Origin of the sequence: Pantoea sp. KPR_PJ (assembly GCF_041386365.1) — a bacterium.
Lineage (GTDB): Bacteria > Pseudomonadota > Gammaproteobacteria > Enterobacterales > Enterobacteriaceae > Pantoea.
The window spans coordinates 386,680-411,136 of record NZ_JABMIK010000001.1 but is presented as its reverse complement, the minus strand read 5'-3'; the positions used below and the strand labels follow the sequence as shown (position 1 = coordinate 411,136).

Below are 24,457 nucleotides of genomic sequence, written 5' to 3'. Positions count from 1 at the left end.
CCCCCCTCATTGCGGTCAGAAAGGGTTCCCGAAAGGGGGCATGTAGCCGATGGCACAGGGTGAATTTTACTGTCTGCCTGACCGGGCAGATATCCGCGTCGGCATCGTCCCGTACTTTAGCCGCTGCGCACCGAGCCGCGCCACACAACGCTGGCTTCATACAGCAGACGATCGTTCTGCTGATCCGCGCGAGGATGCAGCTCTGCATTGCGCTGCTCCTGGTCGATTAGCCACTGAACCGCGTCACGCGCAAACTGCTCAACCGGCTGGGCAAAGGTAGTCAGGTTATAGGATGACCAGCCACTTTGCGGAATATTGTCATAGCCGACAATGCAGAGATCGTCCGGGATGCGCAGCGCGAAGCTATGCCGTGCTTCATCCATAAAGCCGCACGCAAGCAGGTCGGTCACGCAGAAGACCGCATCGGGCCGCTGCGGTCGGGTCAGCAGACGGTGCGCCAGAATACGGCCGCTCTCATAGGAGGTGGTGCCAAAACGTTCTACGGTGACCGCTACGCCTGCGCGCGCCGCGGCTGCCAGGAAATCCGCTTCGCGCTTCATCAGGCTGGGCGTGCCCGCCAGCGAGTTGGCGAATGCGAGGTGGCGACAACCGGCGCGCAAAAATGCCATCAGGGCCGTTTCCGCCGCCTGGTTGGAGTCAAGGTTAATGCTGAGCGAGCCGGGCAGGGTTTCATCCCGGTTAATCAGCATCAGATGCTGACCATGCTGGTGGCACAGATGGGTGATCCCACTGTCAGGCATGCCGGAAAGAATAATGGAAGCGTCGGCGCGGAAGTTAATCGCCTGCTGAAGCGCCGCCGAAACGCTGCTGTCTGAGCGATCGGTATTGATAATCATCGCGACTTTACCTGCCGCCTGCAAAAATTGCGTGATCCAGCTTACCAGGCTGGCGCGGTAGGGCGTGGCCACTTCCGAGACAATCAGACAGACAATCCCGCTGCGGTTACGCACCAGGCTGCGCGCCAGATGATTGACGTGATAGCCTAGCTCTTCTGCCGCCTTCATTACGCGGCTGCGCATCGCCTCCGACACGCTGGCACCGGGCGTGAAGGTCCGCGAGACGGCCGAGCGTGAAACCCCGGCGCGGCGGGCAACATCCTCAGCACTGACAACCGTTTTCCCCTGACTCATGTTTTTCCTCGTCATGACAGCGGCCCGAAGCCTTCTGTATCAGATTGCACATCTGTGCAAAAGCGTATCCTGCGTTGATGTTGCAATTTTGTGACACTGCTGAACAATTGCACTGTAACGTGATTGACAGGTGATTTTTTGTTCTCTACAAATTTGCACATATGTGCAACAAAACACGATGCCAGTGTAGCATCACCTCTGACCCCAGGAGAACACCATGCGCTATTCCTTGCTGATCCCGGCCTTAACACTCTGTTGCTCGACCCTGCCGTTTACCGCCCGGGCCGCCGGTAATCTCAATATGATCTGCTCCGCCGACGTCGTGGTATGCGAACACATGACGCGTCTGTTTAGCCAGGCGCACCCGGACATCAAGGTCAGCATGGTGCGACTCTCCGCCGGGGAGGCCTATGCTCGTCTGCGCAGCGAAGCGCGCAATCCGCGCACCGATATCTGGTGGGCGGGAACGGGCGATCCCCATATGCAGGCGGCAGAAGAGAAGCTGACTCAGCCCTATCACTCTCCGCTGCTCAGCCAGCAGCATGACTGGGCGCAAAAGCAGGCGGAAATCTCCGATTATCGCACCGTGGGTATTTATGCGGGCGCGCTGGGGTGGGGCTACAACACGAAGCTTCTTGAGCAGAAAAAGCTGAAAGCGCCGGCCTGCTGGGCAGATTTACTCGATCCGGGTTTCAAAGGGGAAATCCAGATCGCTAACCCCAACTCTTCCGGCACCGCCTATAACACTTTGGCCACGCTGGTGCAGATCATGGGAGAGGATAAAGCCTTTGATTATCTGAAAAAACTCAATGCCAACGTCTCGCAGTACACCAAGTCTGGCTCTGCGCCGGTCAAAGCTGCCGCGCGCGGAGAGACGACCGTCGGCATTGTTTTCATGCATGATGCGGTCGCGATGGAAGTAGATGGCTTCCCCATCAAAACGGTTGCGCCCTGCGAGGGCACCGGCTACGAGATCGGCTCGATGTCCATTGTGAAGGGCGCGCGTAACCTGGCCAGTGCGAAAATCTGGTATGACTGGGCGCTCAGCGCCGAGGCGCAGTCGCACATGAAAGAGGCGAAATCGTTTCAGCTTCCCTCTAATACCCAGGCCGAAATCTCTGAGTACGCCCCACGATTTGAAAACATCAAACTGATCGATTACGACTTTAAAACCTACGGGGATTCCGCGAAGCGCAAGGCGCTGCTCAGCCGCTGGGATAAGGAAATTGGTGCCAGCGCCCAGTAATCCAGCTCATCCATTCAACGGCGGTGGCGCAAGCCTGATGTCCGCTTCAGCCTGAATGTTCAGGTCGAGGTGATCCATGAATGCAACTAACCGGCGCTTGACCGGCGCGCTCTGTCTGGGCGTCGTGTCGTTAACGCTACTTCCGTGGTATAGCCTGGAAGCAGGCTTTTTTGATCTCTCCTGGCTCGGCGGGCTCTGGCGCGACGAGGCCACAGCGCCGGCCTTATGGCAGGCGATCGTCTGGCAGCGTCCATGGCTGGCGGTGATAGCAGGGTTGCTGGGGCTGGCGCTTCTGGCCGGATTCATCCGCCATCGCGCTGGCCGAAGCGCCGTGCTGTTAAGCACCAGCGCGCTGGGCATACTCTTTATGATTGTTGAGGGCCATGCCATTGGTTACAGCGGCTGGAGCTGGGCGTGGCTGGAAAATCTGACCGGGCCGCTGGCGCACGGTCAGCCTGCGATGGGCGCTGGCGCGCTGCTGATGCTGACAACTTTTCTGCTGCTGTTCGCCTTTGCGCTGGCAGAGCGAGGGGTGCTGCGAGGCGATGCCTTTGTGGTCGCCGCTCTGGTGCTGCTGGTGGCGCTGGTCAGCACCTTTGTGCTCTATCCGGTGCTGAGTCTGTTTGTGGTGTCGGTACAGGATGTGGATGGCAGTTTTAAACCGGATGGGCTGCTGGCAAATATGCGCGATCCCTCCATATGGAGCCTGTCCTGCGTTGCTGGCGGCACCTGTGGAACCGCCTGGCGCACGCTGATGCTGGCGCTGATGACCGCGACCGGTTCCACTCTGCTGGGGCTGGCCTTTGCGCTGGCGGCAACCCGTACGGCGCTGCCCTGCAAAAAAGCGCTGCGTCTTCTGACCATTCTTCCCATCATTACGCCACCGTTTGTCATCGGCCTGGCCCTGATCCTGCTGTTCGGACGCTCCGGCGTGGTGACCAGCTATCTGGCAACCCTGTTTGGCATTGAGCCGGGTCGCTGGCTTTACGGCATGACCGGTATCTGGATTGCCCAGGTGCTCTCCTTCACGCCGGTGGCGTTTCTGGTGTTGATTGGCGTCGTCGAAGGAATCAGCCCGTCACTGGAAGAGGCCTCGCACACGCTGCGCGCTAACCGCTGGCGCACCTTTACGCGTGTGACGCTGCCGTTGATGGCGCCCGGGCTGGCCAATGCGTTCCTGATCGGTTTTATCGAAAGCATGGCTGATTTTGGCAATCCGATGGTGTTGGGCGGCAGTCACGGCGTGCTCTCGACGGAGATCTTTTTTTCCGTAGTGGGCGCGCAAAACGATCCCAGCAGGGCAGCGGTACTGGCGATGATCCTGCTTAGTTTTACCCTGTGCGCCTTTGTCATACAGCGTCTCTGGCTCTCAGGCAAAAGCTTTGCCACCGTGACCGGCAAAGGCGACGGCGGCAACCACAGTCCGCTTCCGGGGCCGATGCGCCTGGGGGTGTATGGACTGGTGATCCCCTGGGGCGCATTTACGCTGGTGGTCTACGGCATGATCATGGTTGGTGGATTTGTGCAGTCCTGGGGGCTGGATAACAGCCTGACGCTGGAGCATTACATTCACGCCTTCCGTGTCACGCTGGAGAATGGGCATCTCATCTGGAGCGGTGTGGCATGGAACTCTTTCTGGACCACCATTGAGATCGCGCTGATTGCGGCTCCGCTTACCGCCATCGTTGGACTCCTGACGGCGTGGCTTATCGTGCGGCAGAAGTTTGCCGGACGTCAGGCATTTGAATTTGCGCTGATGCTGAGCTTTGCCATTCCCGGCACGGTCATTGGCGTCAGCTATGTCATGGCGTATAACCTGCCGCCGCTGGAAATTACCGGCACCGCGTTGATTCTCATTGTCTGCTTTGTTTTCCGCAATATGCCCGTTGGTGTGCGCGGCGGGATTGCGGCCATGAGCCAGCTTGATAAAAGCCTTGATGAAGCCTCTATGACGCTGGGTGCAACCAGCTTCCGCACATTGCGTAAGGTCGTGCTGCCGCTGCTGAAACCGGCGATCAGCGCCGCACTGGTGTATGCCTTTGTTCGCGCCATCACCTCTATCAGCGCCGTGATTTTTCTGGTCAGCGCGCAGTACAACATGGCGACATCCTACATCGTTGGCCTGGTGGAAAATGGCGAGTATGGCGTGGCCATTGCCTACTCCTCAGTGCTGATCGTCGTCATGCTCACGATTATCGCGCTGTTCCAGCTGCTGGTCGGCGAGCGGCGCTTGCGTCGCGCCACCAAAAGCAGCGCGCTCGCCGCTGCGCCCACCGCTCCCACGTCCCTAACCCAGGAGAATGCCGTATGAGCACTGCAAAAGCAGGCACCGTTGTATTTGAACATGTGGCGAAACGCTTTGCCGGGTTTACAGCCTTGCCAGACCTCTCGCTGACCGTTGAAGCCGGTACGCTGGTGACGCTGCTCGGCCCGTCCGGCTGCGGCAAAACCACTACGCTGCGTTTGCTGGCGGGGCTGGAGCACCCGACATCCGGGCGCATTTTTATCGGAGGCAAAGAGGTCACGCATCTGCCTGCCAACGAGCGCGATGTCGCGATGGTATTCCAGTCCTATGCGCTGTTTCCCCATATGTCGGCGCTGGACAATGTGATGTATGGCTTGCTCTCTGGCGGTATGCGCCAGCGGGAGGCGCGGGATCGCGCACGGGAAGGACTCAAGCTGGTAGGGCTGGAGAGTCAGGCGGAACGACTGCCGTCCGAGTTGTCTGGCGGCCAGCAGCAGCGTATTGCGGTGGCGCGGGCGCTGGTGCTGGAGCCGCAGGTTCTGCTGCTGGACGAACCACTGTCGAATCTGGATGAGCGACTGCGTCGCCGTGTGCGTACCGATATTCGTGATTTGCAGCAGCGGCTGGGCTTTACCGCTGTTTACGTCACGCACGATCAAGAGGAGGCGCTGGCAGTCTCCGACAAAATCATCGTGATGAAAGAGGGTGAAATCGCGCAGCAGGGCGCGCCCGAAACGCTCTACCGCTCGCCCAGTTCGGTTTTCATTGCCGACTTTATGGGCGAGGCGAATATTCTCACCTGTGAAGTGGAGTCACTGGAAGGTGAGGAGGCAGTGGTGCGCCTCGGCAAACGGCTTTATCGCGTGCGCGTCAGCGGGGCCAGGCCGGGAAAAGCGCAGCTTTCAGTGCGCCCGCAGTTTATTACGCTGTGCCCTTCTGGCGAAGGGGCGCTGCCGGGCGAAATTGTGCATGCCACCTGGCTGGGCGATCACATTGAATATGAAGTGAGTACCCCGCTTGGGTCGCTGTTTATTATCGATAACCAGATGGAGCAGCGTCTGCCGCTCGCGGCGAACGTCAACGTAGATTTTAAACCGCAGGGGCTGGCGCTAATCGCGTCCTGAATCGGGGTCATAAAGGAAAAACTATGAAAGAAATCGATGACAATGCATTAAAGACGCGTCTGGCGCTGGCAGAAGAGACGGCGCGCGATGCCGGAAACCTCGCACTGAGCTGGTTCCACCAGCGCGACAGCCTGGTGGTGGAAACCAAAAAAGATCTCCAGGATGTGGTCTCCAGGGCGGATCGCGATGTGGAACAGATGATTGACGCGCGTATCCGTAAAACATTTGCTGAAGATGGTTTTCTGGGAGAGGAGTCTGGGTTACAACCGGGCCAGTCGGGCTTTACCTGGGTTGTCGATCCCATTGACGGAACCAGCCCGTTTCTCAACGGGATGCCGAACTGGTGTGTCTCCATCGCCGTGCTCTATCAGGGAGAACCGATCATTGGCGTGATTTTCGCACCCTGTTTTGACGAGTGCTACGTTGCCGCAGCAGGGCAGGGGGCGACGCTGAATGGCCGCGTGTTGCGCGTTGATCCTGACAGAACGCTGCAAAATCACGTGGTTGGTTTTGGCGCGAACAGCTACGTGACGCCGCAAGCCGTGGGTGACCTGCTGGCGTCACTGCTCGCGGCAGGTGGAAATTTTATTCGTATCGGGTCGGGCGCGTTAATGCTCGCCTGGGTTGCCGCCGGGCGAGTGGTCGGTTATCTGGAGCCCTATATGCACGCCTGGGACTGCCTGGCCGGTTACTGCCTGGTACGGGAGGCGGGCGGCTGGTATTTGCCTTTCAACACTGAAGGCGATCGCTTAACCAAAGGCGCCAAAGTGCTGGCGGTTGCGCCCGGTGCCCGTGATGAGCTGAAGAGAATAGCTGGCGTATAGCCTGGCGAGGCCTGGCATCAGCTGGGTCAGGCCTCGTCTTCAGGTTGCTGGCACTTGCCTGCAGGGGCCGGCGACCTGAAGGTGTCCGCGCCTCGTCTGACAAGGCCCGGCGTGACATCATCAGAGGGCCACCCGGCTTGCCGGACTGTCATGGCCACAGGCCCTGGGGTAAAGAAAGCTTCGCTTTGGTCAAAACCTCAAACCGCCCGAACGCTTTCCAGGGTACGTTCCGGCAACGCGCGCTAGGTCCGGGAATTGTCCGCTATAAGCGAGAAGAGACCGTTCATTTATTTATTCGGGTTTCTGCTTAAAGGATTCATGAGATTTCTGATTTGACTAACTTAGTCACCTGTAGACGCGTGGTTATGATCTCTCAGAAAAACGGTCAGTACGTCCCTGGGTGGGGTTACTCTACTTTCTGAAAGGAGCCAACCTACAGCGCCGCGATGATATGTCCCGTGATACAACACATGATTGAGCATATCGATTGCCTTCATCTCGCCCGCGCCGCCATCAACAAACTGGAATTTAATGTTTTCGGCAAGATCATCGGGAAACAGAGAATGGATATGGTGAATATACCAGTCTGTACATTCAGTCATCGTTATCAACAGCTCATCAGCAGAGGGGGTCTCTGGCGTATTAAGGGCCGTGTAGGCATGCTTCTGGCCGGTAATGTTCGCTCTGAAAATCATATCAACCACATGAATGTGATTCATCAGTCTGAGCGTCAGATGGCGTTTTTCCGCATTAACAGATGGATCCATGTTTTTAATCGCTTGTAGCGTTTCAATGTCTATCCAGCGCTTGTATTTAAATAGCGTAGCTAGCGTGTCAGTATCCATACGTCACTCCTTCTAACTGATTTATGATCTTATTAATAACATTTCAGGTTCACTACTGACGTCCGCTTCAGGCACAAGGCTAACCCTGCATCATCATTATGCAGAGCCACGGCAGACCGAATAGAAAGCGTAATAACCTAATCGGTAGAACCCTCTGGTGTGGACGAAATGCCGTAAGCCAGATTGCTCAAGCGTTCACCATGAAGATAATAATTAACAATACCGTCATTTATTCTGCCCCCTAACGACTGATAAAAACGGTTTGCTCCGGAATTAGATTTTTCGGCGTTCCAGCTGAGGCTACCACACTGCTGTTCAAGCGCGAGCTGCGCGATAAAGCGCATGATGGATTTCCCTGTGCCTTTGCCTCTTTCTTTTTGAGCGACATAGAGCTCTTTGATGTGCAGCTGACCACTGTATCGCGGAGAGGGGTAGAGAATACTGCAGCACGCCAGCCCAACAATATGAGTGTCGCAGCAAGCCCTGAGCACCAGCGTACCAGAGAGCTGACTGAACAGTCGATTGCCCAGGTAATGCTTCAGCAGCGCTTCCTGAATAATACCCTTGCCATAGTAGTGCTCTTCCATCTCGGTAAAAATTTTCACCATCGATTCCCATTCTTCTGGCGGACACCGTTCTACCGTTACTTCCATGTTGACTCCTTATCGCTAACTCACGTCCAGGCCGGAGCGAGTGTGTTTTACCTGATATTTTCTCGCAGCAGCCCTTATCTTATCATTGCGTCCGGTAGCTGGCTTAGCGTCACCGACCCGCCAGAAACGGCGCAATGCTGGCGTACGGCCAGATTAATTCTGTGTCTGGCCGCCGTTGACAGGTTTTATTACGCAATCCATGTATATCCGTTATAAATGAGCAGCAGGACATTTTGCCTGAAGCAAAATGAGTCTGGTCAGGTTATACAGGGTCATTTATGGCTTCGACAGGCTCTCTTTCTCAAAGGCTTTAAATCCCTCTTCAATCGCAGGAATGATGTCGACCATTTCAAAGTAGGGCGTGGTGATCAGCACCGAGTCCCGGAGCCGCTCAATGGTAAAGTAAAAAGCGCGCATGTCTTCTGCCTGAAACATGGCAACATCAGTACATTTTGTGGTAAAGGCCTCTGCATCAAACATCCTGAGCGTGACTGTGCCGTCAGACAGAACGTCAGCGAGTACAGCGTCGGCAATTCGGTTTCTTTCAGCGCGCGCCAGGCGGAGCCATTCCGTTGTCGTCTTGAGTAAAACAAAAACAGTGATCATAAGTACTCCATGTGTCAGATACTTAAGACGTTACCCTATTTTTTTGCGGATGGTTAATTCACACTTAACAAAGTGGTAACAAACGATTACGGGCGCACAGGCGTGACAAGCGTGGCTCTCAACTGGCCTCTGAACCAAAAGGCCAGATACACTCACTACGGGCATGAAGCTACCCGTTCGCCAGGCTAAAGGTTCGCCGTGAGGAAAAGGGGGGCAGGCAGAGTATGGAAGCACCGTTGAACTGAAGATCACTGATGTAAAATCCGGCACTTTCTGGGAATAGTGATGGATCGCCACAGGTTTAACAGACATCTCAGCGTCATTCAGGATGGTTTAAAGCGAGGTACCCATAAGCGTAAGCGTTATTCCGGAGCGTTTAAACGGAAGCCAGCAGGTTATTCATCGTGATTATTCTGTTTCCCGCGTGGCAGCATGTCCGATATTACCACCCCAACCCTTGCGCCGGGATAAAGAAGTACGGTCTGGACCTTTCACTGATAAAGCACAGCCAGATGTTCAGCCCGAGAGCCGCCGTCTCCGTAAAGCGCAGAAGCGGGTTACCGACGAACGGGACATATCAAAAAAGAGCCGCAGTGTACTTTGCAAAGCAGCCCAACTGAGGTACGCCTTTATTCGTGACGATTCCGTATCCGCTAGTGGCTACGCTGACAGCGTACTGGCGGATAAAACTTACCTGCCGACTTTTCCTCCCGTGTGACAGGAGTGCTGGCGACTTCCCTCGCGGGAAACGGGCGGTGCTAAGTATGGAACCTTCAGCAGAGCCAGCAGGAGTAGGGGAGGCGTTCCTGAGTTTTCTCAGCCTGATGGCCGACAACATCACCACATGCAGATCGCTGCTTCTCACATTGAATTTATTAATGCAGGCGAGAAACACGTCTGCATTTTCTTACCGGTAATATTGTCGTAGAGTTATTTTTTAAATAGTAAGGCAGCTCTCGCTTTTATGCGGGATACCTCCTTTTTGAATGAATGGTTTTACTCTTTTTTTCTCTCGTCAGGGTTTTCAGATTTGACGTTGTCGGTGATGTCTGTCGTGCCCTCTGATGTGCTGTTGATATCATTATTGTTACCCACATCGGGGCGAGAGTCTTCACTGTTTGTTAATTTCAGATTTCCACGCGTCTCGGTCATGCAGACAGTAATTTCAATGGCTGGATTTGTTCTGCCAGTGACTTTGGTAGGCTGGACAAATACCTGATGCTTGCCCGTGTAGGATGTAAAACTAAAAATACAGTTTGACCAGCCTTCTTGAGTAGATTCATGTGAAGTATCGACTACAGTTTGATCGGTTCCCAAAAGGCTGACACTATGTACACTAATATTACCATTTTGCCCCGTGTCTCTAAATGTCAGCGCAAGATCGACGCTGTGATTGTTTTCAGAATCATAGGGTATTCTGATAAATATTTCAGGGTTTGAATTTAAAGGAAGGAAACTTAATGGTATCGAACAATATTCCCCATCCAGCAGAATGCCATTCCCCATCCTCATCGTATTACTGAATTTTCTTCTTAGTAGAAACATATTTTTACCGGTAAGGTTTCTTATGTTTACCGTTAACGTACTGGTAACATTACTTCGGGATGAAATCGCAGAGTAAATATCTTTCGCGGATGATAACATATCGATCAACCCCGTATAGGCAACGAAGGAGTGCGGCTGAACTGGGGAATAATCACGATAGAAATACATATAAGCACAGACTTTTAAAAATTCCCTTATTGCACGTCTTCCCCAGACCAGATTACCTTCGTTATTCAGCGGCACGACTGGATCGGCTGATCTTTTCTTCGATGGAGTGAAAACCATTGAGGTTGTCCCTGTCGAATGAGTGACATTAACCGTTGCCGCTCTGGTATTGAAAAATGCCATCCCAAAAGAGGGCTCACAGCTGCCTTCCGTTCCCCTGAAGGTATGGTAAGTCATTACCTGGTTATCTGAGTATTGATCGACACCAGGCGCATAAGCAGGCGCTAAACTTTCACCATTGACATTCGCATGAAGTAAATAAAGCTGACTAAAGCGGTTTGAAATGAATTCCAGGTGTAAAATAGGAATTTCATCGTCAGTGGGTATTTCCGCGGGACCAGAAAAGTTCGCATCAACAGAAATCAGCAACAGGTCGAGAAAGAACCGTCCATTGCCATTATTTATTCCGTTGGCAGTGGGTGTATATTCGAACTCAAAATCTCCCTCATCTCCGGGGAAGAGTACGCCAGGGGTACGGCTTATCGCCTGTCCCTTATTCGCTGTTGCGTGAATGCGGGTTGGACATATAATGCAAAGTGAATTGTTTTTTATTTTGATTTTTTCGCGATTTTTCCCCGAAACAGAACTGGGGAAACTGGCAATAGCCGAACCGGTAGATAGCCCTTGCGATATTGTATCAACAACCCCTTGCCAGTTGAATCTTGTTGAGGTTTTGCTCTGTAAATATTCCAGACCTTGATTAATGTCATGTGCGGCATCAAGGTCAGTTAATGTATGTAATTTCATACGTTAATCTCCTGGTTTTTTGTTTAGTATTCGTTACCTGTATGCATTGATTGTTTTTTTCACAAAAGACATCTGTTCAGGTTCAGGTAACAATCGTAGCCTCAACCTGGCGTTATTATGAGAGGGTTCATAGTGGTGGCAAAGCTATTTTTGTAATTCGATATTAAGATTTGGCAATAAGGTCTGGGCGGACTGATCGCTATCTTTTGCTGACGGAGCGGTACAGGCTTTTCCTCCTTTCAGGATGCTCTTGAAAAGATTATTGAAATAAATAGATGAAATCGTGGGGTATTAAAAAAGAAAGTAAAAGTCCGCGACGGGTGTTCACGTAAATAACAAAACCTGTACATAGAGGAAATATTAATTTTACCCTGACGGTATATGTTTTGTTTAGAATGAGGCTCGTGCAGTTATATTTTGCGTTTTTTGAAATGTTGCTGTCGTGACTCTTTTAACTGGTATCAACCTGTTGCTTGTTCCTTCTCCGGCTCTCCGGCTCTCCAGCGTTGCCGGGTCGTCAGCCCCACTGCGCTAACCGGCTGTGCTGGTAAGCGCCGCCGAATCCCGCCAGGATTCGGGCCTGACGGCCAGGGTGTGAAGGCCAACGGCAAGAATAGCGTTATCAGGGGAAGGGGGGCTGAGACGTGCATAGCTTCAGACTTTAATCAGTAGATATCCTGAATACGCATCCGGTCTGTCCGGAAGCGGAAAGTGAGTCGTGTCGCTCAGGTGCGAAAGAACGGATCCGAGGGCCAGTTTTCGCGATGAGCATAAAGCAGAATAAGTTTTATGCGTCTTGCCCCATGTCAGACAAGTGCAGCTCTGTATATCTACAGAGCTGCAAGCTAATTTAACTGACCTTCTGTTTATTGAGTCCTGATATAACCCTTTTTGCACTCAGTAAAGAGAGCAACGGGGCCGTTGCCATCACGGCAAAAAGCAACCAGGCAGCGGATGAAGCACCTTCTTGCCCACCGGGCATGGATAATCCACCTGCATTCGCCAGCATACCCGCGATCGCTGAGCCCAGCGCAGTGGCAAACAGCTGGACGGTGGTAATGGATGTAGCCGCTGCATCTTGATCTTCAGCGGGTGCAACCTGGAGGATGCGTGTCAGTAAATGCGGCCAGCCCAGCCCGATGCCAAACCCGACCAACGTCAGGCCCAGACCAATCAAGGCAAGCACCAGCCAGTCTCCTTCGGCTGAGCGGGGTGCACTGAGCGCCAGCACCACCATGCCCGCCAGCACCAACGCTGGGCCAGTAACGATAGCACGTTTGATGCCTCGTCCTTGCCAGCCGGAACTCCAGATTTCCGACAGCGTCCAGCCTGCGGCCATCAGCGCAGCCAGATATCCCGATATCAGGGGAGTCTGCCCATGCAGGATTTGCAAAAAATAGGGAATAAAGGTTTCACTCGTCATGCCAATAATCAGCAGCCCCATGGTGATGTAGAGCGCCAGTAAAGGCGAGTTCAGACGCAGCGCATCACGTGGCAACAGGCGAATTTCACTGGTAAATTCCCGACGTATCAGCAGCAGGATCATCACCACCGCAACGCCAATGCCCGCCACGTTGATCGCTACATCAGGCGACATGCCACCTGCGCTGACAGCCATGACTGCAACGACCAGCAGCAGCAACTGCATCAGCGGAAGCCTGCTTTCAGGAAGGCTGGCTGCACGCTTATGCGCGGGAAAGACAAGCCAGACCAGCAGCATATAGAGCAGTGTGACAGGCACCAGTATGCCAAATGCCGCGCGCCAGGCATTCATCTCCGCAAATATTCCACCTGCTGCAGGACCCAGAAGCGTCGCGACGCCCCACATGCCTGAGATAAGCGCCATCGCGCGTGGCCAGAGCTTTTCGTCAAAAACCGCATAAATCATGGCATAGCAGAGCGCAAACAGAAAACCACCGCCGAGCCCCTGTAGCGCCCGGCCGGCCAGCATAACGGGCATAGTCTGCGCCAGCGCGCAGACCAGGCTACCTGCGATAAACAACATAACCGCGACCAGATACGCTTTGCGCGCTCCGACTCGGGCCAGCAGCCGCGAAGTCAGTGCGGAACCCAGGATGGAGGCCACGACAAAAAGCGTTGTATTCCATGAATAGAGTTCAAGTCCCCCTATTTCGTTAACCACAGAGGGTAGAACAGTGGTCGCGATGTAAATATTGATTGCATGTAGCGCTACTCCTCCTGAGAGCGCAATTGAGAAAAACAGGTTTTTACCACCCAGTAAATCATTCCAGCTTCCTTCCTGTACTGACGACATATAAGCCTCCCGGCATGCGTTGCGTCAAATGTCCCGTTGCTGCCTGCAATAGGATCCGTTACATTAATAAAACAAGCCAACGCTTGGATTATTGAAAGGGAGGATTTATTTTGTCAAGCAATCGCTTGTTAAATAGCACTGAAAAAGCCTCTGCGACACCTGAGCGCCTTCTGTATCTGCTTAAAACGCGTGGGCCACAGCAGTCTGCGGAAGCAGGGGAAATACTGGGCATGACAGCCGAGGCAGCCCGCCAGCAGCTTGCCAAACTCGCTTCGGCAGGGCTGGTGGAAACCTATTCTCAGAGCAAAGGGGTAGGTCGTCCCAGTCAGTTCTGGACACTGACCCAGGCAGGACATAACCGCTTTCCGGATACGCACTCCACGCTAACGGTTCAGCTACTGGACACAGTGCGTCACGCCTTTGGCGAGGAGGCGATTGATCGTCTGATTGACCTGCGCGAGCAGACCAGCAGGGAGAATTACCTTCGTGAGCTGGGAGATTCGGCCAGTCTCAGAGAACGGGTCGCGCGTCTGGCAGTAATACGGTCGCAGGAAGGTTATATGGCGGACTATGACGCGCTGGCGGATGGGACCCTGCTTTTTGTCGAAAATCACTGCCCGATCTGTGCTGCCGCTGCAGCCTGTCAGGGATTTTGCCGTGCTGAATTAGCCCTGTTCAGAGAGGTTCTTGGGGCAAAAGTAGAGCGGACAGAGCATATTTTAAATGGGGCAAGACGCTGCGCTTATACCATTAGCGAGCACGCTGACTAAGCCTTCAGGTTAACTGAATACGATTGGCAGCCTACTGAAAAACAGCGTCAGGTTATTCCTATCAGCAGCTGAGCATCGATTGTGACAGGGTAGTATGACTGTCCCGCTGTCGGGTAAAAAAGCAATCTGCTCTGTGAAATGTTCGCCTGGGGTACCCGGTAAAGGTTTGTGCGGAATAAGGTTTGCTTTGAGGAGGATGCGGGCCAAACCTTAATCCGTCACCTGTACGACGTATGCTGAAGGCCTCATTGACCGTGAACGGTCCATCCTACGAGTCGGACAACAACAGGCCGGACAACAAGTATGCAAAAGAAAGCCGCTGGCATAGCGACCTGATAAGCATTCATCACATTTGCCATGTAATGTGGCCCCAGTCCGAATTCGGCAAAAGTAATGACCAGACTCATCAGAAACGCCATCATTGTCGCCATATAGAGAGCAAATATATAGGGTGCGGCGCGCATAGGGAGGCGGATTCGCAGGTGTTTTTTTGTAGTAGCATCAGTCATCGGAATATCCTGTTTAACAAAGGCAGATGAAACTACGGCTAACTTATCAGGCTGATAAAAAGGGTTGTAGAGCGCTTATGCTTTAATCATTATTAAGTAAAAGTGACGAATGCAGTAGTAAGGACGCGATGGACCTTTTAGGACTGATCAGCACGTTTATTCGTGTGGTTGAGAACGGCAGTATTGCAGCGGCGGCACGCGCCAGGGGTATGAGCCCGGCAGCCGTCAGCCAGAGTCTTGCTCGCCTTGAAGCGCACCTGGGGGTGCGACTGCTGTCGCGCACCACCCGCAGCATGACCTTAACTGAAAATGGTAAACGTTATTTTGATAAAGTCCGTCACATTCCTGATGATGTAGCGCTCGCCTCGCAGGCGGCTGCAAACGCAACCAAACCAAAGGGACCCCTGTGTATCGCCACAACAGCGGCGTTTGGTCGATACGTGCTGGCTCCCCTTATGCCGGCCTTCAGAGCGTCTTTCCCCGATATTGAGATTGAACTGATCAGTACCGATCGTAACGTCAGTCATCACCTGGAAGGGGTCGATGTCAGCATCCGCATTGAGGCACAACTGAACGATCAGCTGATCGCCAGAAAAATTGCTTCGTTCCCCTTTATATTCTGCGCGTCTCCCGCTTATCTTGACCGTGCTGGCACACCTCAGACACCTGAGGAACTTAGCCAGCACGACTGCCTGGTTTTCCGCTATCCAACCGACAGGCGATTTCTGCCCTGGACTTTCAGGGTTAACGGTCAACGTGTCAATGCGAAACTCAACCCAGGCTTTATCAGTGATGATATTGATATTATTGCTAAAATAGCCGTAAACGGGGGCGGCATCGCCCGGCTGGCAAGCTTTGTTGCTCTGCCATGGGTAGAGAGTGGTTTGCTCACGCCTTTGTCCTGGTCGGGTCACAGTGAGATCGACATTGAGTCTCTGCCGATGGATATTTTTGCCTGTGTGACTGAACGTTCAGCCCCTGATTCAAAAGCAAGGCTATTTATCGAATTTTTAGAAGATGCGATCTAACACAAGAGCATTTTTGACGGAAAAATTGATCACATTGTTCGACTTATCTCACGCAAAACTAACCCGCCGTAATTTCAACGCTTAAGGTTTACATCTGGAAGCGGCCCAATTTTCCCTGAGGACATTCAACTTTATTCCGGGGAGCTGATTGCATCGAACGGAAGGCTTGTCGGCTGTGCCGGGACTGATACGGATCCTCGCAGACGATAAAAGGCCAGTACTCATCACGACACCGGGAAAACGGCGATCTGCCAAAGGAGATGTCTCGTACAGTATGCAGATCACTACCGCTTTCGCCAGGCATTGCCTGAACTGTCAGAGCCCTTCACTGAGGCAGCGCGCGCACTGGCAGACAGCTCTGTCAGTAAACGGGTGCCTTCAGTAATGAACCCGTTTTGACCCTGGCCGCTAAAGTTGCGCGGCCTGCCGCATGGGGTTTAACACTACAATTCTTCAGCAACGTTCTCTGCATGCCTGGTATCGTACATTAACTGAGCCCGCTCCATTTCCGCTCCATGCTGTAGCGCCCACCCATATAGCGCACTAAAAGGCTCCTGAAGCGTCTTTGCCAGTAAGGTAAGACTGTACTCAACACTCACCGGTGAAGTCGGCAGGACCTTGCGATGCACCAGCCCATTGCGCTCAAGCCGCTTAAGCGCATCTGACAGGGCTTTGTGCGTAATCCCATCCAGCCGGCGACGCAGTTCATTGAAGCGCAGGGGTTCGCTGCAAAGTATGGTGAGAATTAAAATCGACCATTTATTGGTGATGTTCTCCAGAATCGGCCGGGTTTTTCCTATTTCTTTCAGGTCATTACCTTCAATCTGCGCCATGGCGATATCGTCCTCAATACCTGATATAAATTTATGTGGAATGGAAAATCTACAAATTTTATCAGTGCTGCTGTGTCTGGATAGGTTGAACAGAAAGGAGGTACTGTATGTCTAGTTAATACCAGTACTTATACTAAACCGACCGGTTTCGTACATGTAGAATATAGTCTGTCCGAAAGTTAGTGTTTTTAATTTCGGACATACGCTATAATAAGTACACCTATTTCGTACATAAAGTAACTACATGTCACGAGTTTTTGCCTACTGCAGGGTATCGACCCTCGAACAGAACACTGAAAACCAGCGTCGTGAAATCGAAGCGGCTGGCTTTGCCATCAGACCCCAGCGACTGATTGAAGAGTACACAAGTGGTTCAGTCGCGGCTGCTGAACGCCCTGGATTTATGCGTCTCCTTGATCGAATGGAAAACGGAGACGTTTTAATCGTAACGAAGCTGGATCGCCTCGGGCGAAACGCCATGGATATCAGAAAAACCGTTGAGCTACTTTCTGCGTCAGAAATACGGGTACACTGCCTGGCGCTGGGAGGGGTAGACCTCACCAGTCCGGCCGGAAAGATGACAATGCAGGTAATCTCGGCGGTTGCTGAATTTGAGCGCGATCTGCTACTTGAACGTACACATGCTGGTATTGCGCGGGCTAAGGCATCCGGAAAGCGTTTCGGCCGCCCGCCGGCTCTGGATGACGAACAAAAGAAAGCGGTGTTCTTGCGTCTTAGTGAAGGGAAGAGTATCAGCGCGATCGCCCGCGAATTTGACACCACACGGCAGACCATTTTAAGAGTGAAAGCGATAATGGAAGACGCTGATGCTCGTTCATGAGTTGCTTTTCTGCGTATGTCCGCTTTGTGCCAGAAGCGGACGTTGGTAGCTGGTAAAAGCTGTAGTGATACTTCGCCGGAGAGAGTAGACCTGTCCGGTTTAGATATCGAAGAATATTTATCTGATTTCGTTTTTTGCAAAACTGCTGTTTAGGTTTTTCAGCACTTCATTGATACCTCTGCTTACAATCCGGTCTTCCCGCATGACTGTCCCGAGAGTCCGGTGAAGAGAGGGCGTCACAGAGTAAAGATCGAGCCCCGATCTTTCCTCAATGCATGCAACGGACATTCTGGGAACAATGCTGTAGCCAAGACCGGCACGGACCATTCTTTTAATAGCTTCGATACTGCCAAGCTCCATGACCGGGCAGGCAATATGTCCCGTCTCCCGGAACCACTGGTCAATCAGGGCGCGTGTCCCGCTTCCCGGTTCAAAGATAATCAGCGGCAGCGGCAACAAAGCGCCCGGATTCCATATTTTCGCACTCGGCTCTGATGCATCCTTTTCCATGATGACAACAAACTCATCCGTACCCAGCGGGATGATGCTCAGGTTTTTACCTGCAGCTGGCAGAGTCACCAGGCCAATATCTATACGATTTTCCTCCACGCCCCGCACTATATCGGAAGTGTTACCTGTGCGTACGTCCACCTTCAGCAGGGGATGGGCCTGCCGCAGTTGCTGTAGTAAGGGGGGAAGTAAATGAATACAGGCCGTTGCGCCTGTGCCAACAGTAACAGTGCCGGTTATCTCATCAGAATGCTGGCACACCGATTCAACTGCTGTACTTACCACTGCATCAATTTTCATGCTGTGCTCAACGAGAGTCAGCCCGGCTGGCGTGGGCCTTACTCCCCGGCTGGTTCGCTCAATAAGCCGGACCTGAAGCGCCTGCTCCAGTTGTCTTATATGCAGGCTCACTGCCGGCTGCGACAGACCAAGTGCTTCAGCCGCCCCGGAGAAACTGCCCCGGCTGACGACCAGTCTGAAAGTAGCCAGGTGATCGAGGTTCAGGTTTGCCATGCCAAAATTTTCCTTATGCCGCTGATAAGTCCTGCTGCCTGTCTGAAATTGTTCATTCCGGTTAGTCTCTGCTTATGACCGCAGAAGGAGCCGTACCGATGGAAATAACCGAAGCAGATGAACGACATATTCCTGCCATCCAGCAGATTTATGCTTATCACGTATTGCATGGCACCGCCACTTTTGAAACTGAACCGCCGGATCCGGCTGAAATGACAGCCCGCCTGAAAAAGGTGCGTGCAGCAGGACTGCCCTGGTTTGTGGCTGTTGAGGACGGCAATGTCCGCGGATACTGCTACCTGTCACTCTACCGGGAACGGTGTGCCTACAGATTCACCCTGGAGAATTCTGTATATATTGCCCCCAATTTTCAGGGCCAGGGGATCGGAAAAAAGTTGTTATTGAGTGCGGTCACATGGGCAGAGGACCGTAGCTTTCGCCAGCTCGTGGCCGTAGTTGGAAACAGCGAAAATAGCGCCTCTCTTGCCCTGCATCGCGCGGCAGGCTTCAGCATTACAGGAACGCTCAGATCTGTGGGCTTCAAGCACGGACGCTGGCTTGATACGGTCATCCTGCAGCGTACGCTCGGGCAGGGCGACGCCACATTTCCGGAGAGCACGGGTTGACTGACGGGTATCTGACAGGCCGCACCATTTTCTGCATTGGCATGACGCAGCTAATCAACTGGGGTATCACATTCTATATGCCGGGGGTCTTCGGGACCGCCATCATGTCGGAGACAGGCCGGTCACCAGTTGTGACATTCTCCGGGCTGACTATTGCCATGCTTGTTATGGGGCTTGTCTCGCCACTTACCGGCCCCCTTATAGCACGTACCGGCGGGCGTACGGTAATGATGGTGGGAACCTTCGTCATAGTCCTCGGTTGTTTTCTGATGGCTTTTACCCATTCAACCACATCGTGGGTTGCCGTCTGGCTCCTGATGGGAGCTGGCATGCGACTTGCCCTGTATGATGCCGCATTTGCGCTGCTTGTAGAAATTGCAGGCGCAGAGGCCCGCCGGGCAATCACCCTGGTCACACTGCTGGGTGGTCTCGCGTCAGTCGCGTTCTGGCCTGCTGGCGCTGCGCTACTGCACTTTACCGACTGGCGGCATGCCATTATCGTTTACGGCTGTGCAGGCATTGTCAGCCTGCTTTTTTTGACCACCGTTCCGGCAGGTTATCGGCGTCAACCTCCCGTTGCCGGGCAGCCCGCTCTTCAGGCGATCGGACCAGCAGAAGACCGGAAAGCCTTTATCAGCGGCCTGTGGTACGCCACGTTGATAGCGCTGATAAGCTTTGTTTCCACCGGCGTGTCCGCTCATTTTCCTCAGATACTGGCCGCTTATGGTATGCCCGCCGTAGCGGGTATGTTGTGGGGGATGGGACAGGTGAGCGCCAGACTGCTGGACGTGGCTTCCGGTGCACGTACTTCAGCGATCCGTCTGAGCCTGTTTACCGGCATTATTCTGCCATTATGCTTTTTGGTTGGCCTTGCAGGGAATGTTACCCCGGTGGCTACAGCCATCTTTATTCTGAGTTACGGGGCTGTAAACGGACTGAGTACGATCATTAAGGCCGTCCTGCCTCTTGTGCTGTTTGATCCGCAGCAGTATGCCCGTAAAACAGGCTTACTGCTGTCACCCGCTTTTTTGCTCGCGGCGCTCGCGCCGTCAGTTTACGCCATACTGCTGGAGCAATACGGCACACCCGGCACGCTGCTTTTATCTGCCATCCTTACCCTGTTCATCACGGCGATTTCCATAGTGATCTGGCGTCGTCATCCTTCCTCTGCTGGACCGAACCGGGATAAGGGCGAGCCATCCATTCCGGGGAAAAATATTTGACGCTGATTATATTTCTATTATTCTGGAAATATAGTTCAAGGAGGGCGTATGGATTTAAAAACAGCAGCAAATGCGCTTCGGGAGCTGGGGCACCCGACCCGTCTTAGCGTATACCGGGAGCTGGTGAGAGCGGGTCATGACGGCCTGCCAGTCGGTGTTCTGCAGAAGCGCCTCGGTATTCCGCCCTCCACGCTCAGTCATCATATTTCGGCGCTGATGTCCGCGGGCCTGATCAGCCAGGAACGGCAGAGCCGTACCTTGTTTTGCAGACCTTGCTATACGCAGCTTGAACAACTGATGGCCTTTCTTACAGAGGAATGCTGCGCAGGCAGTAGCTGCAGCCTGTCACCCGCGACGACTCACAAAGAGACCTCATTGTGAATAACATGAACGATACCCTGAAAAATGTTGATACTTCACTCCTGGACGTGCCGCTGACGGAAGATAAGCTGAGGGCTGCAGAAGTGGCGCACCCGCCCCGCATTCTGATGCTCTACGGCTCGCTGCGGGAACGATCTTATAGCCGGCTGACGACGGAAGAAGCCGCCCGGCTGCTGACGGCAATGGGTGCAGAGGTCAAAATTTTTAATCCGTCCGGTCTGCCGCTGCCTGATGATGCCCCTGAAACGCATCCCAAAGTTGTGGAACTGCGCGAACTGGTTCTCTGGTCGGAAGGCATGGTATGGTGCTCCCCGGAGCGTCACGGCGCTATGACCGGCATCATGAAGGCGCAGATTGACTGGATACCGCTGACGTCAGGTGCGGTTCGCCCGTCGCAGGGAAAAACCCTGGCTGTCATGCAGGTCAGCGGCGGCTCGCAGTCTTTCAACGCAGTTAATCAGATGCGCATTCTGGGGCGCTGGATGCGTATGATTACTATCCCGAATCAGTCATCCGTGGCAAAAGCCTGGGCTGAATTTGATGAAGATGGTCGCATGAAGCCTTCGCCTTACTACGATCGCATCGTGGACGTAATGGAGGAGCTGATGAAGTTCACTCTGTTGACGCGCGGGCGCAGTGACTACCTGACCGATCGCTACAGCGAAAGGAAAGAAAGTACCGCGCAGCTCTCTGAGCGGGTTAATCAGCGCAGTATATGAAAAAAGCCGGCATCTGCCGGCTTCTGTTTTTGCGTCTCCCTTCCTGCCGGCAGCACACTGAAAAAATCAGTGGCTCATCCGGTTTCCGTGTTCATCAATGACTTTTTCGCCGTCCTCTTTCGTAAATGCTCCCTGCTGCGGGTCAGGCAGAATGTCCAGAACCGCTTCAGACGGACGACAGAGTCTTGTGCCGAGCGGCGTCACAACCACGGGGCGGTTTATGAGGATAGGGTGAGCCAGCATCGCATTCAGCAGTTCATCATCGTTGAACCGGTCTTCTGCCAGCCCCAGCTGCTCATACGGCTCTGTATTTTTGCGCAGCAGGGCGCGTGCGCTAATACCCATATCAGCTATCAGCTTTTTAAGCTCGTCGCGGGATGGTGGCATCTCCAGATACAAAATCACTGTTGGCTCCACGCCACTGTTACGGATAAGCGCCAGAGTATTACGGGACGTTCCGCAGGCCGGATTGTGATAAATAGTGATATCAGTCATAAACGGTACTCCGTTAAGGAGCTGCACAGACGCAGCCCCGGGGTTAAGGTTGAAAAGACAGGCGCAGGGCCAGCGCCGCCAGCGTCACAAAAAGTACCGGCAGGGTCATCACAATGCCCACGCGGAAGTAGTAGCCCCAGCTGATGGTGATGTTTTTCTGAGCCAGCACGTGCAGCCACAGCAGTGTCGCCAGGCTGCCGATGGGTGTGATTTTCGGGCCGAGATCGCAGCCGATGATGTTGGCGTATACCATTGCCTCTTTCACCACACCCTGAGCCGTGCTGCCGTCAATCGAAAGCGCGCCAACCAGCACGGTAGGCATGTTGTTCATTACGGAAGAGAGTGCCGCAGTCAGGAAGCCGGTGCCAAGTGTGGCACCCCAGACGCCGTGCTCAGCAAAACGGTTCAAAGCAGCAGAGAGGTAATCCGTCAGGCCGGCGTTACGCAGGCCATATACCACGAGGTACATGCCCAGCGAGAAAATGACTATCTGCCAGGGCGCGCCTTTCAGCACTTTGCGGGTGTCGATAACCTGTCCTTTTTGGGCAACCAGCCAGAGAACAAACGCCCCTACCGCTGCTACCAGGCTGACCGGTACTCCAAGGGGCTCAAGGCCGAAAAATCCGACCAGCAGCAGAAGTAAAACAAACCATCCGGCCCGAAAGGTGCGCATGTCGCGTATAGCTTCCGCTGGCGCTTTCAGCTTCGCCAGGTCATAGGTTGCCGGGATCTCTTTGCGGAAAAACAGATGCAGCATCACCAGCGTAGCCACCACGGAAGCAATATTCACCGGCACCATGACGGAAGCATACTCACTGAAGCCCAGCTTAAAGAAGTCCGCCGTGACGATGTTGACCAGGTTCGACACGATTAGCGGCAGGCTGGAAGTGTCAGCGATAAAGCCCGCTGCCATTACAAATGCCAGCGTGGCAGCCGGACTGAAGCCCAGCGCCAGGAGCATGGCAATAACGATTGGCGTCAGGATAAGCGCCGCGCCGTCATTGGCGAACAGCGATGCCACTGCCGCGCCCAGCAGAATAATATAGGTGAACAGCAGTCTTCCTCTGCCGCCTCCCCAGCGGGAAACATGGAGTGCTGCCCACTCAAAAAAGCCGGACTCATCTAACAGCAGGCTGATGATGATGACCGCAATAAACGTGGCCGTCGCATTCCAGACAATCTGCCATACGGCAGGAATATCACCGATATGCACCACGCCGGTCATTAGCGCCAGAGCGCCCCCGATAACGGCACTCCAGCCAATACTCAGTCCTTTCGGCTGCCAGATAACCAGTACCAGCGTCAGAACAAAAATCGCACCCGCCAGAAACATATACTCTCCTTTAATACTGCACCTGTCAGGCCTGGCGCAGAGAACTTAAAAATATACATATGGGAAAACACATATGAATAGTTAAAAAATTTAAATGCAGATTGGCTTGCCGTTGGTGGTTACATTGTCCCGCTCAGCCTGCTGGCTGAGCTGCAGGATGTCATCCCGCTGGCACAGATAAGCCTGTTCAATTACAGCTGCCGCCCAGACGGGCATATGAGGTGACAGTCGGTAATGAATCCACTTGCCATCACGCCTGTCGATAAGCAGACCGGCGTCCCGGAGTAACGCAAGATGACGGGAAATTTTTGGCTGAGATTCTCTGAGAGTAGTTGTGAGTTCGCAGACGCAAAGTTCTCCCTTTTCCCGCAGCAACAGCACCAGACTGAGCCGTGTTTCGTCAGAAAGCGTTTTGAAAAGCTGTAGAGGATTAAGCTGAAGCATTACAACTCCTGTTTAACAAACAGTGAGCAGTATCGCTAAGTAGGGGGTAGCGAGCAACTATACATTCGGTAAAACATATATTTTTGGTGGTTTTTTATCTTGCAGGTCAGATATAGAGTACGTCGATAAATAAGTTGTAATCGATCAAGGTCCGCTCCTCGCTCATAGCGGACCTCCAGCTCAGTCAGCATGTCCGCTCTGTGCCAGAAGCGGACGTTATCTTTTAATTAAAACGGCTCGTTACAGAGCCTGCTCTTAAAAAATTAATGCGGATGGCTGCCGGCAAGATGGCCAGAAGAAATAACGGGAAGGACATCATCCGACTCATCTGCCTGCTCCAGTTCGCGCAAAATGCCACAGTCGCGCGTTGCACGGTTGGCGTTACAATGACTCTGCAGCTCGCACAACTGCGTTTCCAGCATATTAAGTTCACGAATACGGGCCTGTACATGAAGAAGGTGCTCGTTTATCAGGTCGTTAACCATACCGCAATCTGCATCAGGCTGACTGCGTGCCTGCAGCAGCACCCGGATTTCTTCATGGGTCATATCCAGCGCCCGACAGCGGCGGATAAACATCAGTCTTTCCAGATGGGCACTGTCATAGTGACGGTAGTTATTTGCCTGGTCACGTAATGCTGCCTGCAGCAGCCCCTCACGCTCATAATAACGCACCGTCTCTACCGGACAGCCTGCCTGCCGGGCCAGTTCGCCAATTTTCATAACTTTTTCCTTGTACACTTGACC

The 24,457-nt window shown here is 53.4% G+C and carries 24 protein-coding genes and 1 pseudogene; 12 read left to right on the top strand and 13 right to left on the bottom strand.

Annotated features, from left to right (window positions below; all coding sequences use genetic code 11):
- Positions 1 to 116: 116 nt before the first annotated feature.
- The gene (locus HP564_RS01940) at positions 117 to 1,151 is read right to left on the bottom strand and encodes a LacI family DNA-binding transcriptional regulator (protein WP_371239651.1); all 1,035 of its coding nucleotides are present in this window, start codon (positions 1,149 to 1,151) and stop codon (positions 117 to 119) included.
- A gap of 217 nt (positions 1,152 to 1,368) precedes the next feature.
- Here HP564_RS01940 and HP564_RS01935 point away from each other — a divergent pair, with 217 nt between their 5' ends.
- From HP564_RS01935 to HP564_RS01920, 4 genes are all read left to right on the top strand, one after another.
- The gene (locus tag HP564_RS01935) at positions 1,369 to 2,397 is read left to right on the top strand and encodes an ABC transporter substrate-binding protein (RefSeq protein ID WP_371239649.1); all 1,029 of its coding nucleotides are present in this window, start codon (positions 1,369 to 1,371) and stop codon (positions 2,395 to 2,397) included.
- Between the two features lie 76 nt (positions 2,398 to 2,473).
- Entirely contained in the window at positions 2,474 to 4,708 is a 2,235-nt protein-coding gene (locus HP564_RS01930; RefSeq protein ID WP_371239647.1) for an ABC transporter permease, read from the top strand.
- Positions 4,705 to 5,766, top strand: coding sequence for an ABC transporter ATP-binding protein (locus HP564_RS01925; protein ID WP_371239645.1), 1,062 nt, complete (start codon positions 4,705 to 4,707; stop codon positions 5,764 to 5,766). The genes HP564_RS01930 and HP564_RS01925 overlap by 4 nt, the downstream gene beginning before the upstream one ends.
- A 23-nt stretch (positions 5,767 to 5,789) precedes the next feature.
- Positions 5,790 to 6,590, top strand: a complete 801-nt coding sequence (locus HP564_RS01920) for an inositol monophosphatase family protein (protein ID WP_371239643.1) — start codon at positions 5,790 to 5,792, stop codon at positions 6,588 to 6,590.
- 341 nt (positions 6,591 to 6,931) lie between these two features.
- On the opposite strand, the gene HP564_RS01915 is transcribed toward HP564_RS01920, so the two are convergent.
- From HP564_RS01915 to HP564_RS01905, 3 genes are all read right to left on the bottom strand, one after another.
- The gene (locus HP564_RS01915; protein WP_371239641.1) at positions 6,932 to 7,435 is read right to left on the bottom strand and encodes a DinB family protein; all 504 of its coding nucleotides are present in this window, start codon (positions 7,433 to 7,435) and stop codon (positions 6,932 to 6,934) included.
- 137 nt (positions 7,436 to 7,572) lie between these two features.
- Positions 7,573 to 8,088: a GNAT family N-acetyltransferase gene (locus tag HP564_RS01910; RefSeq protein ID WP_371239639.1), complete on the bottom strand. Its 516-nt coding sequence runs from the start codon at positions 8,086 to 8,088 to the stop codon at positions 7,573 to 7,575.
- Between the two features lie 276 nt (positions 8,089 to 8,364).
- Positions 8,365 to 8,694 (bottom strand): darcynin family protein, encoded by a 330-nt coding sequence (locus tag HP564_RS01905; protein WP_371239637.1) that lies wholly within the window; start codon positions 8,692 to 8,694, stop codon positions 8,365 to 8,367.
- 520 nt (positions 8,695 to 9,214) lie between these two features.
- Here HP564_RS01905 and HP564_RS01900 point away from each other — a divergent pair.
- Positions 9,215 to 9,331 (top strand): annotated as a pseudogene (locus HP564_RS01900) (IS3 family transposase); the annotation flags it as partial.
- Positions 9,332 to 9,690: 359 nt separating this feature from the next.
- Here the strand turns inward: HP564_RS01900 and HP564_RS01895 are convergent.
- Complete coding sequence (locus HP564_RS01895; RefSeq protein ID WP_371239635.1) at positions 9,691 to 11,211, bottom strand: hypothetical protein; 1,521 nt, start codon at positions 11,209 to 11,211, stop codon at positions 9,691 to 9,693.
- Positions 11,212 to 12,061: 850 nt separating this feature from the next.
- Positions 12,062 to 13,486: an MFS transporter gene (locus HP564_RS01890; RefSeq protein WP_371239633.1), complete on the bottom strand. Its 1,425-nt coding sequence runs from the start codon at positions 13,484 to 13,486 to the stop codon at positions 12,062 to 12,064.
- 110 nt (positions 13,487 to 13,596) lie between these two features.
- Here HP564_RS01890 and HP564_RS01885 point away from each other — a divergent pair, with 110 nt between their 5' ends.
- The gene (locus HP564_RS01885) at positions 13,597 to 14,256 is read left to right on the top strand and encodes a helix-turn-helix transcriptional regulator (protein WP_371239631.1); all 660 of its coding nucleotides are present in this window, start codon (positions 13,597 to 13,599) and stop codon (positions 14,254 to 14,256) included.
- 245 nt (positions 14,257 to 14,501) lie between these two features.
- Here the strand turns inward: HP564_RS01885 and HP564_RS01880 are convergent, their stop codons facing one another.
- A complete protein-coding gene (locus tag HP564_RS01880) occupies positions 14,502 to 14,765 on the bottom strand; it encodes a DUF2798 domain-containing protein (RefSeq protein WP_371239629.1) in 264 nt (87 codons plus the stop codon).
- A gap of 128 nt (positions 14,766 to 14,893) precedes the next feature.
- Here HP564_RS01880 and HP564_RS01875 point away from each other — a divergent pair, with 128 nt between their 5' ends.
- A complete protein-coding gene (locus HP564_RS01875; RefSeq protein WP_371239627.1) occupies positions 14,894 to 15,793 on the top strand; it encodes a LysR family transcriptional regulator in 900 nt (299 codons plus the stop codon).
- 443 nt (positions 15,794 to 16,236) lie between these two features.
- Here the strand turns inward: HP564_RS01875 and HP564_RS01870 are convergent, their stop codons facing one another.
- Positions 16,237 to 16,626: a winged helix-turn-helix transcriptional regulator gene (locus HP564_RS01870; protein WP_371239625.1), complete on the bottom strand. Its 390-nt coding sequence runs from the start codon at positions 16,624 to 16,626 to the stop codon at positions 16,237 to 16,239.
- A gap of 244 nt (positions 16,627 to 16,870) precedes the next feature.
- Here HP564_RS01870 and HP564_RS01865 point away from each other — a divergent pair, with 244 nt between their 5' ends.
- Positions 16,871 to 17,467, top strand: a complete 597-nt coding sequence (locus HP564_RS01865) for a recombinase family protein (RefSeq protein ID WP_371239623.1) — start codon at positions 16,871 to 16,873, stop codon at positions 17,465 to 17,467.
- 117 nt (positions 17,468 to 17,584) lie between these two features.
- Here HP564_RS01865 and HP564_RS01860 read toward each other — a convergent pair whose 3' ends face one another.
- A complete protein-coding gene (locus HP564_RS01860; RefSeq protein ID WP_028722792.1) occupies positions 17,585 to 18,490 on the bottom strand; it encodes a LysR family transcriptional regulator in 906 nt (301 codons plus the stop codon).
- A 98-nt stretch (positions 18,491 to 18,588) separates the two neighbouring features.
- Between HP564_RS01860 and HP564_RS01855 the strand changes: the two genes are divergently transcribed.
- The 4 genes from HP564_RS01855 to arsH are packed head-to-tail and all read left to right on the top strand — an operon-like array spanning position 18,589 to position 21,439.
- Positions 18,589 to 19,116, top strand: a complete 528-nt coding sequence (locus HP564_RS01855) for a GNAT family N-acetyltransferase (protein WP_014606056.1) — start codon at positions 18,589 to 18,591, stop codon at positions 19,114 to 19,116.
- Positions 19,117 to 19,157: 41 nt separating this feature from the next.
- Entirely contained in the window at positions 19,158 to 20,339 is a 1,182-nt protein-coding gene (locus HP564_RS01850; protein ID WP_371239620.1) for an MFS transporter, read from the top strand.
- A 48-nt stretch (positions 20,340 to 20,387) separates the two neighbouring features.
- Positions 20,388 to 20,720: a helix-turn-helix transcriptional regulator gene (locus HP564_RS01845; protein WP_028722790.1), complete on the top strand. Its 333-nt coding sequence runs from the start codon at positions 20,388 to 20,390 to the stop codon at positions 20,718 to 20,720.
- 5 nt (positions 20,721 to 20,725) lie between these two features.
- Complete coding sequence (arsH, locus tag HP564_RS01840; protein ID WP_028722789.1) at positions 20,726 to 21,439, top strand: arsenical resistance protein ArsH; 714 nt, start codon at positions 20,726 to 20,728, stop codon at positions 21,437 to 21,439.
- 66 nt (positions 21,440 to 21,505) lie between these two features.
- Here the strand turns inward: arsH and arsC are convergent, their stop codons facing one another.
- The 4 genes from arsC to cadR form a co-directional block, all read right to left on the bottom strand.
- Positions 21,506 to 21,934: a glutaredoxin-dependent arsenate reductase gene (arsC, locus tag HP564_RS01835; protein ID WP_028722307.1), complete on the bottom strand. Its 429-nt coding sequence runs from the start codon at positions 21,932 to 21,934 to the stop codon at positions 21,506 to 21,508.
- 43 nt (positions 21,935 to 21,977) lie between these two features.
- A complete protein-coding gene (locus HP564_RS01830) occupies positions 21,978 to 23,267 on the bottom strand; it encodes an arsenic transporter (RefSeq protein WP_019106253.1) in 1,290 nt (429 codons plus the stop codon).
- A 90-nt stretch (positions 23,268 to 23,357) separates the two neighbouring features.
- Positions 23,358 to 23,711, bottom strand: a complete 354-nt coding sequence (locus HP564_RS01825; RefSeq protein ID WP_028722306.1) for a metalloregulator ArsR/SmtB family transcription factor — start codon at positions 23,709 to 23,711, stop codon at positions 23,358 to 23,360.
- Between the two features lie 263 nt (positions 23,712 to 23,974).
- Positions 23,975 to 24,433 (bottom strand): Cd(II)/Pb(II)-responsive transcriptional regulator, encoded by a 459-nt coding sequence (gene cadR, locus HP564_RS01820; RefSeq protein ID WP_033755771.1) that lies wholly within the window; start codon positions 24,431 to 24,433, stop codon positions 23,975 to 23,977.
- Between the last annotated feature and the right edge of the window lie 24 nt (positions 24,434 to 24,457).

Coding starts and splice junctions, on each gene's coding strand:
- HP564_RS01940 (WP_371239651.1), bottom strand. CDS start 1,151: ATGAGTCAGGGGAAAACGGTTGTCAGTGCTGAGGATGTTGCCCGCCGC.
- HP564_RS01925 (WP_371239645.1), top strand. CDS start 4,705: ATGAGCACTGCAAAAGCAGGCACCGTTGTATTTGAACATGTGGCGAAA.
- arsH (WP_028722789.1), top strand. CDS start 20,726: ATGAACGATACCCTGAAAAATGTTGATACTTCACTCCTGGACGTGCCG.
- HP564_RS01930 (WP_371239647.1), top strand. CDS start 2,474: ATGAATGCAACTAACCGGCGCTTGACCGGCGCGCTCTGTCTGGGCGTC.
- HP564_RS01910 (WP_371239639.1), bottom strand. CDS start 8,088: ATGGAAGTAACGGTAGAACGGTGTCCGCCAGAAGAATGGGAATCGATG.
- HP564_RS01875 (WP_371239627.1), top strand. CDS start 14,894: ATGGACCTTTTAGGACTGATCAGCACGTTTATTCGTGTGGTTGAGAAC.
- HP564_RS01905 (WP_371239637.1), bottom strand. CDS start 8,694: ATGATCACTGTTTTTGTTTTACTCAAGACGACAACGGAATGGCTCCGC.
- HP564_RS01935 (WP_371239649.1), top strand. CDS start 1,369: ATGCGCTATTCCTTGCTGATCCCGGCCTTAACACTCTGTTGCTCGACC.
- HP564_RS01855 (WP_014606056.1), top strand. CDS start 18,589: ATGGAAATAACCGAAGCAGATGAACGACATATTCCTGCCATCCAGCAG.
- HP564_RS01920 (WP_371239643.1), top strand. CDS start 5,790: ATGAAAGAAATCGATGACAATGCATTAAAGACGCGTCTGGCGCTGGCA.
- HP564_RS01865 (WP_371239623.1), top strand. CDS start 16,871: ATGTCACGAGTTTTTGCCTACTGCAGGGTATCGACCCTCGAACAGAAC.
- HP564_RS01880 (WP_371239629.1), bottom strand. CDS start 14,765: ATGACTGATGCTACTACAAAAAAACACCTGCGAATCCGCCTCCCTATG.
- HP564_RS01860 (WP_028722792.1), bottom strand. CDS start 18,490: ATGGCAAACCTGAACCTCGATCACCTGGCTACTTTCAGACTGGTCGTC.
- HP564_RS01890 (WP_371239633.1), bottom strand. CDS start 13,486: ATGTCGTCAGTACAGGAAGGAAGCTGGAATGATTTACTGGGTGGTAAA.
- cadR (WP_033755771.1), bottom strand. CDS start 24,433: ATGAAAATTGGCGAACTGGCCCGGCAGGCAGGCTGTCCGGTAGAGACG.
- arsC (WP_028722307.1), bottom strand. CDS start 21,934: ATGACTGATATCACTATTTATCACAATCCGGCCTGCGGAACGTCCCGT.
- HP564_RS01895 (WP_371239635.1), bottom strand. CDS start 11,211: ATGAAATTACATACATTAACTGACCTTGATGCCGCACATGACATTAAT.
- HP564_RS01825 (WP_028722306.1), bottom strand. CDS start 23,711: ATGCTTCAGCTTAATCCTCTACAGCTTTTCAAAACGCTTTCTGACGAA.
- HP564_RS01845 (WP_028722790.1), top strand. CDS start 20,388: ATGGATTTAAAAACAGCAGCAAATGCGCTTCGGGAGCTGGGGCACCCG.
- HP564_RS01850 (WP_371239620.1), top strand. CDS start 19,158: ATGACGCAGCTAATCAACTGGGGTATCACATTCTATATGCCGGGGGTC.
- HP564_RS01915 (WP_371239641.1), bottom strand. CDS start 7,435: ATGGATACTGACACGCTAGCTACGCTATTTAAATACAAGCGCTGGATA.
- HP564_RS01870 (WP_371239625.1), bottom strand. CDS start 16,626: ATGGCGCAGATTGAAGGTAATGACCTGAAAGAAATAGGAAAAACCCGG.
- HP564_RS01830 (WP_019106253.1), bottom strand. CDS start 23,267: ATGTTTCTGGCGGGTGCGATTTTTGTTCTGACGCTGGTACTGGTTATC.